Origin of the sequence: Streptomyces sp. DT2A-34 (assembly GCF_030499515.1) — a bacterium.
GTDB lineage: Bacteria > Actinomycetota > Actinomycetes > Streptomycetales > Streptomycetaceae > Streptomyces.
Genome location: NZ_JASTWJ010000001.1, coordinates 1,770,435 through 1,785,653, shown reverse-complemented (window position 1 = coordinate 1,785,653; position 15,219 = coordinate 1,770,435). Strand labels below are relative to the sequence as shown.

Here is a 15,219-nt window from a genome sequence, read left to right as displayed (position 1 = left end):
CCTGGCCTGATTGAAACTTGAGCAACGCCGTCCCGAGCGGCGTTCGCGGCCTCGAACGGGCCATGGCGGGGGTGGTGCCGTGTCGGCGCAGCACCACCCCTTGCCTCCGGCGGTTCAGCCGCTTCGTGACGGGGGGTGCCGCTGCCTGTTGCGTTGGCGGCTGCGGGTCCGTCGTGGCTTGTCGCGCCCACGCGGCGGAGCCGCATATCAATACAGCCCCGCGCCCCTGGGTCAGGCCTGCGGCCTGGACCTGTCCACCAGTGACCGCAGGTTCAGAGTTGACGGCAGTGTGCCGAAGGCCATTCCCCCATCACCTCCCAACCGTGAGGCGCAGAACGCGTCGGCGACCTCCGGCGGGGCGAACCGGACGAGCAGCGCCCCCTGGAGGACCAGTGCCAGTCGCTCCGTCAGGCGGCGGGCGCGGGCCTCGATGCCCTCCAAGTCGGCCAGTTCCGTCAGTAGGCCCTTGATCGCCGTGTCCAGGCGGTGGTCGGCGCCGCGGGCCTTGCCCACCTCCTGCAGGTAGGCGTTGAGCGCCGCCGGCTCCCGTTGCAGCACCCGCAGCACGTCCAGTGCCTGGACGTTGCCCGCGCCCTCCCAGATCGAGTTCAGCGGCGACTCGCGCACCAGCCGGGGCATCCCGGACGCCTCGACGTACCCGTTGCCGCCCAGGCACTCGGACGCCTCGACCGTCAGCGGCGTACACCGCTTGGTCACCCAGTACTTGGCGGCCGGTACCGCTATCCGCAGCAGCGCCCGCTCCTGCTCGCCGCCGTCGTCGTAGGCGGCCGCGAGCCGTAGCGCCAGGGTGGTCGCCGCCTCGGACTCGACGGCGAGGTCGGCCAGGACGTTGCGCATGAGCGGCTTGTCGACGAGCTTCCCGCCGAACGCCTCGCGGTGGTCGCAGTGGTGGATCGCCTGCGCGACGGCCTGCCGCATCAGCCCCGCCGAGCCCAGTACGCAGTCGAGCCGGGTCGCGGCCACCATCTCGATGATGGTGCGCACCCCGCGCCCCTCCTCACCGACCCGGCGCGCCCACGTCCCGTCGAACTCGACCTCACCGGAGGCGTTCGAGCGGTTGCCCAGTTTGTCCTTGAGCCGCTGGATGAGGAACACGTTGTGGCTGCCGTCCTCCAGCACGCGCGGCACGAGGAAGCAGGTGAGCCCGCCCGGAGCCTGCGCCAGCACCAGGAACCCGTCCGACATGGGTGCCGAGCAGAACCACTTGTGCCCGGTCAGCTCGTACGACTCGCCGTCGGGAAGCGGGCGCGCGGCCGTCGTGTTGGCGCGTACGTCGCTGCCGCCCTGCTTCTCCGTCATGCCCATCCCGAACAGCGACCCGGCCTTGAGCCGGGCGGGCCGCAGCTCACGGTCGTAGATCATGGACGTCAGCCGCGGCTCCCACTCGGCGGCGAGGCCGGGGTCCGTACGCAGCACGGGGACCGCCGCATGGGTCATGGACAGCGGGCAGCCGTTGCCGGCGTCGACCTGCGTCCACATCAGGAAGGCGGCCGCCCGTCGCACATGCCCGCCCGGCCGGACCCAGGCCGCGGTCAGCCCCGCCGCGACGCCCTTGCCGAGCAGCCGGTGCCAGGACGGATGGAACTCGACCTCGTCGATACGGTGGCCGTAGCGGTCGTGCGTGTGCAGCCGCGGCGGATTGTCGTTCGCCAGTACCCCCCACTCCTGTACCTGTGGAGATCCGCAGGTCCGCCCGAGCGACGCCAGCTCGCTGCGGACCTCGTCCAGCAGCTCCGGGGCGAGGTGGCGTTCGACGGCCGCGGTCAGGGCCCGGTCGGCGGTGTAGACGTCGTATCCGACCAGGGGCGGGGGCTGGTTGGTCACGGTGTGCGTGCTGCCTGCCATACCTGTGAAACCTATCCCTGAGGGGGGCGGTGGTCTCCAGCCTGACACGACACCGGCGCGGGGGATCGGGCAGGTGGCGAGGGTGCGCACCCGGCGCCGCGATGAGTGCGCTCCCGTACGGCGGATACCTTTAGGTCGTGCAGCCAGCAAGTGAATCCCCCCAGCGGACCTCCGGTCGTCTCCACCGGGCGCGTGTCCTCTACCGGAACGTCTCGAAGCGCAGGACCGCCTGGCTGTTGATCAAGGACACCGTCAACTCCTGCATCGAGTACCGCATCCTTGGCCTCGCCGCCGAGGCCGCGTTCTTCACGCTGCTGTCCGTGCCGCCGCTGCTGCTCAGCATGATCGGCCTCCTCGGCTACGTCGACGACTGGACCGGCACCGACACCATCAGCAGCCTGGAGACCAACCTGATCGAGGCCTCGCGCACCGTCCTGTCCGACAAGGGCGTGCGCCAGATCGCCCAGCCGATCCTGGACGACGTGATGCACGGCGGCCGCCCCGACGTCATCTCCGTCGGCTTCCTGTTCGCCCTGTGGTCGGGGTCGCGCGCGGTGAACGTCTTCATAGACACCATCACCGTGATGTACGGCCTCGACGGCGTCCGCGGCATCGTGAAGACCCGTCTGGTGGCGTTCCTGCTGTTCATCGCGGCCCTGCTGATCGGCTCGGTGGCGCTGCCGCTGATGGTGGCGGGGCCGGACGCGGTGGTGCGGATCGTGCCGTGGTCGGAGACCGTGGTGCAGGTCCTGTACTGGCCCGTCGTGATCGTCCTGTCGATCGCGTTCCTGACGACGCTGTACCACGTGTCCGTGCCGGTCCGCTCCCCCTGGATCGAGGACGTGCCCGGCGCGCTGGTCGCCCTCGGCATGTGGGTCCTGGGCAGCTTCCTGCTGCGCATCTACCTGACGAACACGATCGAGGGCGCGTCGATCTACGGGTCCCTCGCCGCCGCCGTCGCCGTGATGCTGTGGATCGGTGTGTCCGCGTTCGCCGTGCTCGTCGGGGCCGCGGTCAACGCCGCGATCGACCGGGTCTGGCCGGCCGCCGCGACGGCGGCGGCCCGCGCGGCCAACGAGCGGATGCGCGAGGCCCAGGTCGCCGAGTACGTGGCCCGCCACGCCGCCGGCCGCGAGCCCGGGCTCGACGACCCCGACGACCCCGACATGCCGTCGGAGTTCCCCGAGCGCTGGTCCCGCTTCCTGCCGCCGGAGGACGTGTCGTCCCGGCTGCGGACCCATGTGAAGAGCACCCACACGCACCCGCCGCACAAGCCGGAGGACCAGGGCGGGGCCTGAGGGGGCTGGTCGCGCCCCACGCGGCGGAGCCGCATACCGCCACAGCCGGCGCCGCGCCCCGCGAGGCGTCGCGGCGTAGCCTGGCCCCCATGTACGCGGAGCGGGCGTCCCGGCTGCCTGGCGGCGTGGTGTGGACGAACACCCCTGGTGGGCCCGGTGAGGGGCGTGTGCTGCCCGACGGGTGCATGGATCTGCTCTGGAACGAGGGGCGGCTGCTCGTCGCGGGGCCCGACACGCGTGCGTACGTCACCGAAGGCCCGCCCACTACCTGGGTCGGCGTCCGTTTCCACCCGGGCACCGCGCCCGGCCTGCTCGGCGTTCCGGCGCATGAGCTGCGCGACCGGCGGGTCGAGCTCGCGGATCTGTGGCCGGCCTCGGAGGTACGACGGCTGTGCGGACGTGTCGGTGCCGCGGCCGACCCCGTGACCGCGCTCGAAGACGTGGTGCTGGAGCGGGCCGCCGCCGCCGAGCCGCCCGACCCGCTGCTGCTCCGGGTCGTCACCGCCCTCGACACGGGTCGCCCCGTCGCCGCCACCGCCGACGAACTCGGCCTCGGTGCCCGGCAGTTGCACCGACGCTGCCGGACCGCCTTCGGCTACGGCCCCAAGACGCTGGCCCGGATCCTGCGGCTGCGACGGGCCCTCGCCCTGGCACGGGACGGCGTGGCCTTCGCGGACACGGCCGCCCGGGCCGGGTTCGCCGATCAGGCTCATCTGGCCCGGGACGTCAAGGAACTGGCGGGCCTGCCGCTCGGTGAGCTACTCGCCCGGCGCGGCGGCCAGGGGCCCTTGTGATGGATCTCCGCGGCGACGCCGCGGAGATCCATCACAAGGGCCCCAGCGGTGCGAACAGGTCGACGCCGTTTCCGTCCGGGTCCTGGACGGAGGCGTACCGCTGGCCCCAGAAGGCGTCCCACGGCTTGAGCTCGCCGTGGTAGCCGGCGCCGACCAGTTCCTCGTACACCGCGTCCACCTCACCCGGATCCGCGCACCGCAACGCCAGCGAGTGCCGGCCGCCACCCGTGGGCGGCTGCCACTCGGGGTGGAAGGAGCGCACGGTCGTCTCCGTATCGAGCAACAACCGCAGCCCGCCCGGCAGTTCCGCCTCGGCGTGCGGCTCGTTCTCGGCGCCGTCGAGGAAGGCGAAGCCGAGGCGGCGGTAGAAGGCGACGGAGGCGGCCATGTCGGAGACGACGAGGCCGATGGCATCGAATCGTGGAGTCATGCGGCCACCGTAGGCAGCCCGGTGGCGGCCGGTCTTGAAGAAATCGGACACCCCGCAGGCGCCCTGCCGGACGGTGCCTCGGACCCCTCGGGCGCCTAGTGGAACGTCACCGGCCCCAGCGGCGTGTCCACCGTGAACTGCATGCCCACCGGGCCCGTCGTGAGGTCGAGGTCCGTGCCGAGTGCCGTCAGCAGGGGCCGGATCTCGTCCGGCTCGGGGGCGCTCGCGGACAGGGACAGCAGCGGTGTGGTGGGCAGGTCCGAGGCGGTGGGGTGGACCGTGGCGCTCCAGTCGATGAGGAAGGGGACCAGGCCGGAGGGGTGGGCGTCGTCGCCGTCGGTGAGCCGCCATTCCAGCAGGGTGCCGTCGGGTCTGCGGCGGCTCATCGCCTGCGCCGGGCCGGGGTCGTACCCCTGGGCCCGGGCGGCCGCGATGGCCGCGTCCAGGTCGGGCGGGCAGAGCGCCCAGGTGACCGTGCGCGCGGTGGTGAGGCCGTCGACCTCGAAGGGCCGGGGCCGGCCGGGCGCGGACTGCTCGGGATCCGGGCCGATGATCTCCAGGTAGCTGGTGCCGCCCAGGGACACCAGGTGGTTACGGGTGCCGAGCCCGACGTGCACGCCGCCGGGGGCCGGGGTCACGCCGGTGCGGCGGGCGAAGTCGGCGACCGTGGCGGCCAGGTCCGGGGTCGCGAGGACGAGATGGTCCAGGAGCGCGGGGATGGCGTTCATCGCAGCCGAGGCTATGCAGAGCGGCCTGCGTTATGGAACACCTGTGCGCCAGGACGGGCCGGTGGTCTCACTCGTCGAAGACGACGGTGCCGTCCAGCAGCAGCGTCGGATGGATCTTCATCGGGCCGTAGTCGTCGATGTCCGACGGGCGCGGGGTCTCCGGACCGTCGGGGCCCATGCGCAGCAGGCGCTCGGTACGGCAGATCCGGAACACCCGGCCCGCCACCCGGGCCTCGTCGGCGCGCTCGAGCGCCCGGAACTCCGCGGCCGCCTTCTCGTACACGGCCTTCTTCTCGTCGTCGAACTTGTACAGCATGGGCCACATCTCGATCATCGCGTCGTGCAGCACGCGCCGGGCGTCGTGCGGGGTGGACTGGAGGGCGAGGGCCGGTTCCCAGCCGGTCCGTTCCCGCTCGACCACGCCGAAGCAGGTGGGCAACAGCACGATCTGCGGGTGCGAGTGCACCGCCCGCTCCGAGTCCCTGCGCAGGGTCATGGGGAACCGCGCGCCCCGGTAGGCGAAGTCCCGCAGCGCCGCCAGCAGGGCGCCCGTCATCGGGCCGCCGTCCACGTGATCCGGGTCGAGGACGAAGTCCAGGTCGGGGGAGGGGGTGTGGTCGGCGCGCAGGTCCCAGGTCCGCTCAGCGGGCTCCGGGTCGGTGGGCCGAGGCGGCTCCAGCCGGTTGTTGTCGTCGCAGCGCGAGAACTCGTCCCCGCGCACGATCCGGTACCGCACCCCGCACGCCTCCACCTCGTTGACCGGCTCCCGCTCCAACACGGCCACGGCGGCGAGCAGTTCACGCCGTACGGCCGGATCGTCGGTGTCGTCCTTCGCGCGGAACCACAGATAGGTGTTCAGCGAGTCCCGGCACATCTGCGGCATCCCGTTCACGACCGGCTTGAGCACCCGCCACTCGGGCCCCACCGCCGGATCCTGCACGGCGACCCCGAACACCGGTCCACGCAGGGCGAACCCGGGGTAGCGCAAAGAGGCGTCCACCGCGTCGGCCTCCCGCACCCAGGCGGCGGGGTCGTCACGGCGGACCAGCTCGTCGTGGAGGGCGTGGATCTGTCGCTGCCAGTCATGGGTCATACACAAATTGTTTCCGGCGCGGGGGTGCACGCGGGGGTGAACCGACCCAACAGCCCGGGTTGTTGGAGCGACCCGGCGATCCGAAATTTTCGGGTCACCGGCAGCCGTGGGACCGAGCCGCCGGCTCCCCTAGGCTCGGTCGTATGGCCGCACGACTCCTCGTCCACACCCGCACCACCGCCTACCGGCACGACTCCATCCCGGCCGGCGTCGAGGCCGTCCGCACCCTCGGCGACTTCGAGGTGGACCACACCGAGGATCCCGCGGCCTTCGAGCAACCCCTCGACGGTTACGCGGCCGTCGTCTTCCTCTCCACCAGCGGCGAGGTGCTCACCCCCGCCGGGCGGGAACGGCTCGCCGCGTACGTCGAGTCGGGCGGCGGCTTCGTCGGCGTGCACGCGGCGGCCTGCACCGAGTACGACTGGCCGTACTACGGCGAGCTGTTGGGCGCGCGGTTCGACCGGCACCCCGAGTACCAGCCCGGCAAGGTGATCGTGGAGGACCGCCACCATCCGGCCACCCGGCACCTGCCGGCCGTATGGGGTTTCGTCGACGAGTGGTACGACTTCCGCAGCAACCCCCGAGGCGCGGTACGGGTGCTGGCCTGCGCCGACGAGTCGTCGTACGGCGGTGGCGGCATGGGCGCGGACCATCCGCTGGTGTGGTGCCGTGAGCAGGGATCGGGGCGCGTCTTCTACACGGCGCTCGGGCATGCCGCCGAGGCGTACGCGGACCCGGACTTCCGCGCCCACCTGCTCGGCGGGATCGACTGGGCGGCGAAACGGGCCTAGACGCACGACGGAGGGCCACTCCTCGAAGTGGCCCTCCGTCATTCCCCCGTCCCCAGGTTGGTCAGCGAGCACCGCGAGAGGGCTCAGTACGTCCAAGTCGTGTAGCGGAAGTCCTCCTGCCATCCGCCGGCGCCGTCCTGGCGCCACACGGCCAGGTAGATGACGTCGCCGCGGGAGGGCTTCTCCGTGAAGTAGTCGAAGGCGCACGCTCCGTCGGCACCGCCCGTGTCCTCCGCCCCGCCGAGGTATTCACCCGTGGTCTGGTTCACGGCCTGGGCGACGGCCCGCCTGCCGTCCTTGAGGGTGTCGCAGGCCCGGACGTACATGCTGTAGAAGCTGACCATCCCCTGTGCACCTGTGGTCGACAAGGGGTTCTCGGCCGCCTGCGCGGGCGCGGCCGCCACGCCGACGAAGAGCGCCGCAGTGGCGAGGGTGGTTCCGATCAGATGACGAGTACGCATCCCGGCTCCTTTGTCATGGTCGGTGTCTCCTCCGGCCGACCGTCACCGGACCTGCCTGACGAGATGGCCACCACCCTGGCCGGGCGACCCTGGCCAAACCTTGAAAAGAGCTGGAATTAGCTGGTCAGAGCCGCTTGCTTCGGTCCTAGGATCCTGCCTGGGGGGTGGTGCATGTGGCCGTGGAGTTCCGTGTGCTGGGCGGGGTCGAGGTCCTGGTCGACGGCCACCGGCTGGATCAGGGGCCGGCGCGGCAGCAGTGCGTGCTCGCGGTACTGGTGTGCGAGGCCAACCACGTGGTGACGGTGGACCGACTCGTCGACCGGGTGTGGGGGGAGAGGCCGCCGCAGCGCGCCCGGGAGACGCTGTACAGCTACCTCTCCAGGCTGCGCCGGGCGTTGCGGCCCGTGGCCGAGGAGGCGCGGATCGCGCGGCGGTCGGGAGGGTACGAGCTGGTCGTCGCGCCTTCGGCCGCCGACCTGCACCGCTTCCGGGCCCTCGCCGCCCAGGCGCGCACCGCCGCGCACGCGGGGGACGACGACGAGGCGGCGCGCCTGTTCGAGGAGGCCCTCGCGCTGTGGCGGGGTGAGATGTGTCCCGGCATGGACAGCCCCTGGTTCGCGGCCCAGCGCGAGACCGCCCAGGTGGAACGGCTCGCCGCCGTCCTGGACCGGGCCGACGTCCAGTTGCGTCGCGGCCGCCACGCCGACCTGCTGGCCACCCTGCCGGCCCTCGCCGACAGCCACCCGCTGGACGAGCGGCTCGCCGCCCAGCTGATGCTCGCCCTCTACCGCGGCGGGCGCCCCGCCGACGCCCTCGGGCACTATCAGGTCGTACGGCGTCGTCTCGCCGACGAGCTGGGCATCGACCCGGGGCCCCCGCTGCGGGAGTTGTACCAGCGGATCCTGACCTCGGATCCGCGGCTCGCGCCACCGGCAAGAAGCGACAAGCCGAACTCCGCCCGCGCCACCACCACGGCTCACCCGCGACAACTACCCGCCCCGCCACCCCTGTTCACCGGACGCGGCAGCGAACTCGCCCGCCTGGACAAGCTGTTGGCCCCACAGGGCAAGCCGGACGGCGGCAGCGTCCTGACCGTGGCGATCTGCGGCACCGGCGGCGTCGGCAAGACCTGGCTGGCGCTGCGCTGGGCCCACGACCAGCAGGACCTCTTCCCCGACGGCCAGTTGTACGCCGATCTGCGCGGCTTCACCCCCTCCGGCGAGCCGGCGGACCCGTACGTGGTCATGCGGGGTTTCCTGGAGGCCCTCGGCACCGACCCCGCCGGCCTGCCCACCGCCCCGCAGTCCCAGGCCGCGCTGTACCGCAGCCTCACCGCGGACCGGCGATTACTGGTCGTGCTCGACAACGCCCGCGACAGCGACCAGGTGCTGCCCCTGCTGCCGGGCAGCCCCGCCTGCACGGTCCTCATCACCAGCCGACACCAGCTCCCCGGACTCGCCGCCTCCCACGGCGTCGGCCGACTCACCCTGGACACGCTCGACGGCACCGAGGCGCGCGAGCTGCTCGTCCGCCGCATCGGCGCCGACCGGATCGCCGCCGAACCCGAGGCGGCGGCGGAGCTCCTCCACCACTGCGCCGGGCTGCCGCTGGCCGTCAGCGTCCTCGCCGCCCGCGTCACCACCAACCCGGTCCTCACCCTCACCGCCCTGGCCGCCGAACTGCGCGACACGGCAACCCGGCTCGACGCCCTGGAGACCGGCGAGACGAGCGGTGACGTACGCACCGTCCTCGCCTCCTCCTACCTGGCCCTGGACCCCGACACCGCCCGGGTCTTCCGCCGGCTCGCCCAGGCACCCGGCACCGACATCGGCCTGCCGGCCGCCGCGAGCCTCACCGCACTGCCGCCCGCCCTGCTCCGCACCCGGCTGCGCCGCCTCCAGGCCCACCACCTCGTGCAGGAACACGTCCCCGGCCGCTTCACCTGCCACGACCTGCTGCGGGCGTACGCCCTCGAACTGGCGAAGGCGGAGGCGCCCCCCACCGAAGCGGACGCCGCCCTCACCCGCGTACTCGACCACTACGCGCACACGGCATACGCCGCCGACCGCCTCCTGCTGCCCCACCGCGACCCGCTTGCGCCGGCCCCGGCGGCGGACGGCGCCCGACCCGAGGAACTCACCACGCACGACCAGGCCATGGCCTGGTTCACCCGCGAGCACACCGTCCTCACGGCGGCCGTCGACCACGCCGTACGCACCGGACACGACGCCCAGGCATGGCGGCTGGCCTGGGCCCTCACCACCTTCCTCGCCCGCCGGGGACGCTGGGCCGACGTCACCGCCGTCCACACCACCGCCCTCGCCGCCGCCGTCCGGCTCGGGGACCCGGCCGCCCGGGCCGAGTCGCACCGGGCCCTGGCCTGGGCGTGCACGGAGACCGCCCGCCTCACCGAGGCCCACCAGCAACTGGCCCACGCGCTCGCCCTGTCGGAGGCCGACGGCGACCTCCGCTCGGCCGCCCACACCCACCTCGCCCTGGGCTGGCTGTACGAACGGCAGGACGACAAGCCCGCCGCCCTCAGGCACGACCAGCGCGCCGTGGACCTGTTCACCTCACTCGGAAACCTCCCGGGACGGGCCCGCGCCCTGAACGCGGTGGCCTGGGACCACACCCGGCTCGGCGACCACGCCGCAGCGGTACGCCACTGCCGGCAGGCCCTGGCCATCCAGCGCGAGCTGGGCGACGAACGAGGCCAGGCCGCCACCTGGGACACCCTCGGCTACGCCTACCACCAGCTCGGCGACCACCCGAACGCCGTCGACTGCTACGAGCACAGCCTGGCCCTCAACCGCGCCCTCGGCCACCGCTACAACGAGGCCGAGACCCTGGTCCACCTGAGCCAGACCCACAGCGCGACAGGCGCCGTGCAACCGGCTCGCCAGACCCTGCACGAGGCCCTCGCCATCTACCTCGACATCAACGCACCCGAAGCGGACGTGACCCAACTCCGCACACTCCTGCGGGAACTGGACGGCTCGACGGCGGGTTAGGGCGGAGGCGCAGCGCCGATCGTGGTCCCGGGTCCCGGGTCCCGGGACCCGGGACCCGGCGTAACGGCGTCACGAGTCGCGGCGCAGCTTGCGCAGTGCGCGGAACTGGGGGCCGTAGGTGCCCGGGGCGTAGCGGAGTGGGGTCTCCATCAGTTCCACGGCCGGGTCCTCCAGGCCGCGCATGGCGTGGATGGCGGCGCCCAGGGTGCGGTGGCCGCCGCCGGCCCAGGCCGCGTCAAGGGTGTCGAGCACGGTGCTGTAGGTGGCGTCGAAGCGGAACAGGAGCCGTCCGACGTGGACCGGTGGGTGGGGCCAGCCGCCGACCGGGATCCGGGCCATGGGGCGCACCTCGGGGAAGGGGACGGGCCCGCCCACGTACCTCCAGCCGTCGTCGGTCTCGCGCAGCTCCCGGCCGTAGTAGATCTCGCCGAAGGCGTAGTAGTGCGCCGGGTGGTCGTCCTCGAAGGAATCGGACGGGGAACTGGAGGTGCCCTCGCCCTGCTCCCTGATGATCCCGATGGCGCTCTCGACGTCGTCGAGGGTCTCGACCGGATACAGGTCGTCGGCGAAGACGTACTGGGACAGCTGCCCCCGCACCGACAGTTCCGGCTGCACCACCTGGAACGCCTTCAGCACGTCGGCGTAGAACTCGCCGACGGTGGGCGAGGGGCGCGCGTTGCGGACGAGCGACTCTTCGGGGGCCTCGATCGCCATCATCACGTCGCGTACGAACGGCTTGGTCAGGCCCGACAGGTAGACCGTCACGCCGGCCCGCACACCGCCGGGAAGCGGGCCGGGGAAGACGGGTGCGGCGGCCTTGATCTGCGGCCGGCCGCCCACGGCCACGAGCAGGTTGCAGGCGATGCCCAGGTGGTACATCTCGTCGCCGACGATGCGCTGGATGAGCCGCGCGACCTCGCTGCCGCGGTCCTTGACGGACCACAGGCCGCACAAGTAGGGCGGAATGGTCGCGAGTTCGAGTCCCACGGCGACCTGAAGGGCCGACCTGAGCCAGGCGACCCCGCGGCCCTCCTGGGGCACGGCCAGCAGACGCGCCACGGACCCGAGGCCGGGCGCGGCAAGCGGCCCGCTCTCCGGCAGCCCGGCAGCCTGCGCGGAACCGGCGACCGCCGCCGGCGCGCCTGCCGCCAGAGCGGCCGACGCCAGGAAACTCCTGCGCCTGAACGGAGAAACCGCCGGCTCGTCCGGCTCTTCGCCCATACCCGTCACCCTCGCCTCGCCTCTCATGGCCATGGTCCCGCTCTGCTCGACGCACGCGGGACCCCTCCGACAGCTCGCGAAGCTAGCAGCCATCACCGCCGCCACCAGGGCAGACGAGCCGTGCGGCGCATCGACCACCCTGTCGGTCCAACGCGCGCGGTCCCCATGCGGACGCCCGCCGCGAGGGGGCGTTCGCCGCGCCGAGAGTCCGTCGATTCCGCGGCGAACGGCAGTTGCCGTGGGTGAGGATCGCGGGCATGGGACTGTCGACGGCGTTCACGGAGCGGTCCGGTGTGGAGCATCCGATTGCCCTCGCCTCGATGGGCGGGTCGGCCGGCCGGTGCCCGGACCGCGGCGGTCTCGCGCGGTGGCGGCCTCGGGCTGCTGGGCAGCGGAAACGGCGACGAGGACCGGCCGGCCCGCGAACTGCCGGTCCTGGCCGACGAAGGCGCCGGTAAGCCCTGGGGCATCGGCTTTCAGACCTGGGCGATCGACGAGGGCACGGTCGCGCGGTCGCTGGAGCACGGGCCGGCGGCGGTGATGCTGTCCTTCGGCGACCGCACCCGGTTCGTGGAGCGGATCCGCGGTGCGGGTACGGCGCTGAACATGATCAGGGCACAGGGCAACGGACGGACTCAGCAAGGAGATCGATCGCGCGGTCCGGCCGTGCTCGACCGCTGCACCAACCGTGTCGACAACTCCGTCCGCGTACTCTCCGGCCGGTCCCCGTCCATCATCCGCACCAGCAGCCGCAGCGCCGTCGCCGCCATCTCCGACAGCGGCTGGCGGACCGTGGTGAGGGCCGGGGCGATCCAGCGGGCCTCCGGCAGGTCGTCGAAGCCTACGACGCTTATGTCGTCCGGCACGCTCAACCCCCGTTCCGCCAGCGCCTCGTAGACCCCGAGGGCCATCCGGTCCGAGCAGACGAAGACGGCCGTCGGCGGTTCGGGCAGGTCGAGGAGGTCCAGCATGCGGCGGCGGGCGACGCCCTCGTCGAAGCCCGCGTGCCGGACGTACTCGGGGCGGTGCCGCACCCCGGCCGAGGCGAGCGCCGAGCGGTAGCCGGCCACCCGGGCGGTGCTGCACATCTTGCGCTGGTGACCGGCGATGACGGCGATGCGTTCGTGGCCGAGCGCCAGGAGGTGCTCGGTCGCGATGACGCCGCCGTGCCAGTTCGCCGCGCCCACCGACACCACGCCCGGCGGCGGTTCCAGCACCGGGTCGATCATCACGAACGGGATGCGGTGCTGCTCCAGCCACGCGTACTGCGACGCCGTCAGCTCGGCCAGGTTGAACAGCACCCCCGACGAGCCGCGCGCGATGAGCTTGTCCAGCCAGCCGCGCTCCGGGCGCCCGCCCCGCGTCCGGGTCAGCCCGGCCGAGACCACCACCTCCAGGCCCGCGTCATGGGCCGCCGCCTCCACACCGTGCAACACCGCGCCCGACCACGAGGTGTCCAAGGAGTGCACGACAAGGTCGACCAGGCCCGGCGTCTTCGCCGCGTCGAAGCGGGGTCTGCGGACATAGCCGAGCCGGTCCAGCGCCTCGGTGACCCGGCGGCGGGTCTCGGGGGCCACGTCCTCCCGGCCGTTGACCACCTTGGACGCGGTCGGCACGGACACCCCGGCCTCGCGGGCCACGACGGCCAGGGTCGGCCCGGCCGCCATGCTCGCACTGCCCGTACGGACCATCGGGAACCACCTCTCCGGCCCGCCCGAGGGCCTTGAAAAGTTTCGACCAGCCGGAAACAGTAAGCGCTTCCTACCCTAGGTTCGCCGCGAGGACTCCGGAAGAGGCCGGAGTTCGCAGGAATGCACGGGTCGCGACTTTCGAAACCTCGAACAGGCTCAAGAGCGGCCTGGGGCTACCAGCAGGTGAGGCGGAATCCCGTGAAGTCGGCCGTGAAGGCCGAGTCGACCAGGTCCACCGCGTGGACGCCGGCCATCGCACCGGTGAAGCGCAACTTGGAGCCGTAGTCGTCGGAGAGCTTGGTGAAGTCCAGCGGCGGGCCGACCGGCGTGCGGACGCCCCCGCGGACGTACCAGAACCGTGCCCGGCCGTCGTCCACCGTCACGCCCAAGGTCAGCGGTGCGCTCGCGTCCACCTCCACGACGGCAGCCTGCCGGGTGCCGAACTCCTCACGCTCCACCAGGCTGAGCACCGTACGGCCCTCGCCTCGCCACTGCTGCCCGTGCTGCCCCTCGCCCTCGGGCTCCGACCAGGTGAGGTCGAGGCTGAGATACGCCTCCGCGCTGTACCGCAGGACCAGCCCGGCGGCCTGCGTGAACGTGCGCGGCCGCGCCTCGACGGTGACCTCGGCCTCCGCACGGTGCTCGGTGATGCGCTGGGCCAGCAGACTGTGTGCCCACCGCGACTCGGGACCGTGCCGGCCGCGCAGCCGGATCCAGCCGGGGCGGGTGGTCGCGTCGGCCCAGCTCGGGTCGGCGTAGCCGCGCAGGGTGCTCCAGGGCCAGCCCAACGGGTCGCCGGTGTCGGTGGGTCGGGGCTCCGGCTCGGCGGGAGATGTCGGTACGTCGACCTCGACCGCCGGGTGCCAGCCCCCGTGCCGCAGCCGGGGCCAGCCCGCGTCGTCCCAGGTCAGCGCCTGGATCGCGGTCTCCCGGCCGAGGGGGCAGCGCGGGCCGTCCGGCGTCTGCAACGGCCGTGCGGTGAGGTGGCTCATCACCCACTCGCCGTCCGGCGTCTCGACCAGCTCCGCGTGGCCGGCCTTCTGCAACGGCACCGAGGGATCGTCGCGTGTCGTCAACAGGGGTTGGCTGTCGAGCTCGTACGGGCCGGTGATCGCCCGACTGCGCGCCACCAGCACGCCGTGCTCGACCCCCGTGCCGCCCTCGGCGAGCACGAGGTGGAACCAGCCGTCCCGCTTCAGCAACTTCGGCCCCTCGATGAGGCGTTCGTGCTGGAGCAGCAGGTGTGTGTCACCGACCGGGGCCAGGGTCTCGCGGTCCAGCTCCGTCAGGACGATCCCGGCGAAACGCTGCCCGCTCGGGCGGTGGTCGCTCTGCATGTTGAGCAGCCACAGCCGGCCCTCGTGAGGGAAGAGCGCGGGGTCGAAGCCATGGCTCGCGATGCGACGCGGGGCGCTCCACTTGCCGTCGACGTCCGTGGCCGTGGAGACGTACGTGTCCAGGTCGAAGTACGGCGTCCCCACCGAGCGCACGACCGAGTACACCACCCAGAACCGCTCCCCGTCCCAGCTCAGCGACGGCGCCCAGATGCCACCCGAGTCGGGGACACCGGCCAGGGAGTCACCGGGGGCCGCGCCCCGGACGTGGCCCGCGTACTCCCAGTGGGCCAGGTCCCGGGAGCGGTGGATCGGGATCGTCGGGAACCACTCGAAGGAGCTCGTGGCCACGTAGTACCAGTCGCCGACCCGGACCAGGGAGGGGTCGGGGGCGAAGCCGCGGATGACGGGGTTGTGCAGGACGGTCACGGGAGGACTCCAGGGGCGTCGGTCACCTGGGGGCGCGGGGAGTCAGGGTCACCCGCGGCCCCCAGGGAGTCA

13 protein-coding genes are annotated in these 15,219 nt (G+C 72.7%); 4 read left to right on the top strand and 9 right to left on the bottom strand.

All coding sequences use genetic code 11. From position 1 onward, the window contains the following. Window positions 1-231 precede the first annotated feature (231 nt). The gene (locus QQM39_RS07720; RefSeq protein WP_301995882.1) at window positions 232-1,866 is read right to left on the bottom strand and encodes an acyl-CoA dehydrogenase family protein; all 1,635 of its coding nucleotides are present in this window, start codon (window positions 1,864-1,866) and stop codon (window positions 232-234) included. 137 nt (window positions 1,867-2,003) lie between these two features. Here QQM39_RS07720 and QQM39_RS07715 point away from each other — a divergent pair, with 137 nt between their 5' ends. Beyond that, window positions 2,004-3,164 carry a YihY/virulence factor BrkB family protein gene (locus QQM39_RS07715; protein ID WP_301995881.1) on the top strand — a complete coding sequence of 387 codons (1,161 nt, stop codon included), beginning with the start codon at window positions 2,004-2,006 and terminating at the stop codon, window positions 3,162-3,164. Window positions 3,165-3,253: 89 nt separating this feature from the next. After that, entirely contained in the window at window positions 3,254-3,958 is a 705-nt protein-coding gene (locus QQM39_RS07710) for a helix-turn-helix domain-containing protein (protein ID WP_301995880.1), read from the top strand. Between the two features lie 31 nt (window positions 3,959-3,989). On the opposite strand, the gene QQM39_RS07705 is transcribed toward QQM39_RS07710, so the two are convergent. The 3 genes from QQM39_RS07705 to QQM39_RS07695 all read right to left on the bottom strand — a co-directional run bounded on the left by QQM39_RS07705 (window position 3,990) and on the right by QQM39_RS07695 (window position 6,209). Next, window positions 3,990-4,388: a VOC family protein gene (locus tag QQM39_RS07705; RefSeq protein WP_301995878.1), complete on the bottom strand. Its 399-nt coding sequence runs from the start codon at window positions 4,386-4,388 to the stop codon at window positions 3,990-3,992. Between the two features lie 95 nt (window positions 4,389-4,483). After that, the gene (locus QQM39_RS07700) at window positions 4,484-5,116 is read right to left on the bottom strand and encodes a VOC family protein (protein WP_301995877.1); all 633 of its coding nucleotides are present in this window, start codon (window positions 5,114-5,116) and stop codon (window positions 4,484-4,486) included. A 67-nt stretch (window positions 5,117-5,183) separates the two neighbouring features. Beyond that, window positions 5,184-6,209, bottom strand: coding sequence for a DUF5954 family protein (locus QQM39_RS07695; RefSeq protein ID WP_301995876.1), 1,026 nt, complete (start codon window positions 6,207-6,209; stop codon window positions 5,184-5,186). Between the two features lie 143 nt (window positions 6,210-6,352). Here QQM39_RS07695 and QQM39_RS07690 point away from each other — a divergent pair, with 143 nt between their 5' ends. Beyond that, on the top strand, window positions 6,353-7,000 hold the full coding sequence (locus QQM39_RS07690) for a ThuA domain-containing protein (protein WP_301995875.1): 648 nt from the start codon (window positions 6,353-6,355) through the stop codon (window positions 6,998-7,000). A gap of 83 nt (window positions 7,001-7,083) precedes the next feature. On the opposite strand, the gene QQM39_RS07685 is transcribed toward QQM39_RS07690, so the two are convergent. Beyond that, the gene (locus QQM39_RS07685; RefSeq protein WP_301995874.1) at window positions 7,084-7,461 is read right to left on the bottom strand and encodes a hypothetical protein; all 378 of its coding nucleotides are present in this window, start codon (window positions 7,459-7,461) and stop codon (window positions 7,084-7,086) included. A 173-nt stretch (window positions 7,462-7,634) separates the two neighbouring features. Between QQM39_RS07685 and QQM39_RS07680 the strand changes: the two genes are divergently transcribed. Further along, on the top strand, window positions 7,635-10,472 hold the full coding sequence (locus QQM39_RS07680) for a BTAD domain-containing putative transcriptional regulator (RefSeq protein ID WP_301995873.1): 2,838 nt from the start codon (window positions 7,635-7,637) through the stop codon (window positions 10,470-10,472). 69 nt (window positions 10,473-10,541) lie between these two features. On the opposite strand, the gene QQM39_RS07675 is transcribed toward QQM39_RS07680, so the two are convergent. From QQM39_RS07675 to QQM39_RS07660, 4 genes are all read right to left on the bottom strand, one after another. Further along, a complete protein-coding gene (locus QQM39_RS07675) occupies window positions 10,542-11,693 on the bottom strand; it encodes a ferritin-like protein (protein WP_301995872.1) in 1,152 nt (383 codons plus the stop codon). Between the two features lie 476 nt (window positions 11,694-12,169). Next, window positions 12,170-12,301, bottom strand: a complete 132-nt coding sequence (locus tag QQM39_RS07670) for a hypothetical protein (RefSeq protein ID WP_301995871.1) — start codon at window positions 12,299-12,301, stop codon at window positions 12,170-12,172. A gap of 27 nt (window positions 12,302-12,328) precedes the next feature. Then, on the bottom strand, window positions 12,329-13,384 hold the full coding sequence (locus QQM39_RS07665) for a LacI family DNA-binding transcriptional regulator (protein ID WP_301995870.1): 1,056 nt from the start codon (window positions 13,382-13,384) through the stop codon (window positions 12,329-12,331). Window positions 13,385-13,557: 173 nt separating this feature from the next. After that, a complete protein-coding gene (locus tag QQM39_RS07660; RefSeq protein ID WP_301995869.1) occupies window positions 13,558-15,147 on the bottom strand; it encodes a family 43 glycosylhydrolase in 1,590 nt (529 codons plus the stop codon). Window positions 15,148-15,219: the final 72 nt, after the last annotated feature.

Excerpts from the sequence above, each read along its gene's own strand:
- QQM39_RS07720 (WP_301995882.1), bottom strand. The coding sequence starts at position 1,866 with ATGGCAGGCAGCACGCACACCGTGACCAACCAGCCCCCGCCCCTGGTC.
- QQM39_RS07710 (WP_301995880.1), top strand. The coding sequence starts at position 3,254 with ATGTACGCGGAGCGGGCGTCCCGGCTGCCTGGCGGCGTGGTGTGGACG.
- QQM39_RS07705 (WP_301995878.1), bottom strand. The coding sequence starts at position 4,388 with ATGACTCCACGATTCGATGCCATCGGCCTCGTCGTCTCCGACATGGCC.
- QQM39_RS07700 (WP_301995877.1), bottom strand. The coding sequence starts at position 5,116 with ATGAACGCCATCCCCGCGCTCCTGGACCATCTCGTCCTCGCGACCCCG.
- QQM39_RS07695 (WP_301995876.1), bottom strand. The coding sequence starts at position 6,209 with ATGACCCATGACTGGCAGCGACAGATCCACGCCCTCCACGACGAGCTG.
- QQM39_RS07690 (WP_301995875.1), top strand. The coding sequence starts at position 6,353 with ATGGCCGCACGACTCCTCGTCCACACCCGCACCACCGCCTACCGGCAC.
- QQM39_RS07685 (WP_301995874.1), bottom strand. The coding sequence starts at position 7,461 with ATGCGTACTCGTCATCTGATCGGAACCACCCTCGCCACTGCGGCGCTC.
- QQM39_RS07675 (WP_301995872.1), bottom strand. The coding sequence starts at position 11,693 with ATGGGCGAAGAGCCGGACGAGCCGGCGGTTTCTCCGTTCAGGCGCAGG.
- QQM39_RS07670 (WP_301995871.1), bottom strand. The coding sequence starts at position 12,301 with ATGTTCAGCGCCGTACCCGCACCGCGGATCCGCTCCACGAACCGGGTG.
- QQM39_RS07665 (WP_301995870.1), bottom strand. The coding sequence starts at position 13,384 with ATGGTCCGTACGGGCAGTGCGAGCATGGCGGCCGGGCCGACCCTGGCC.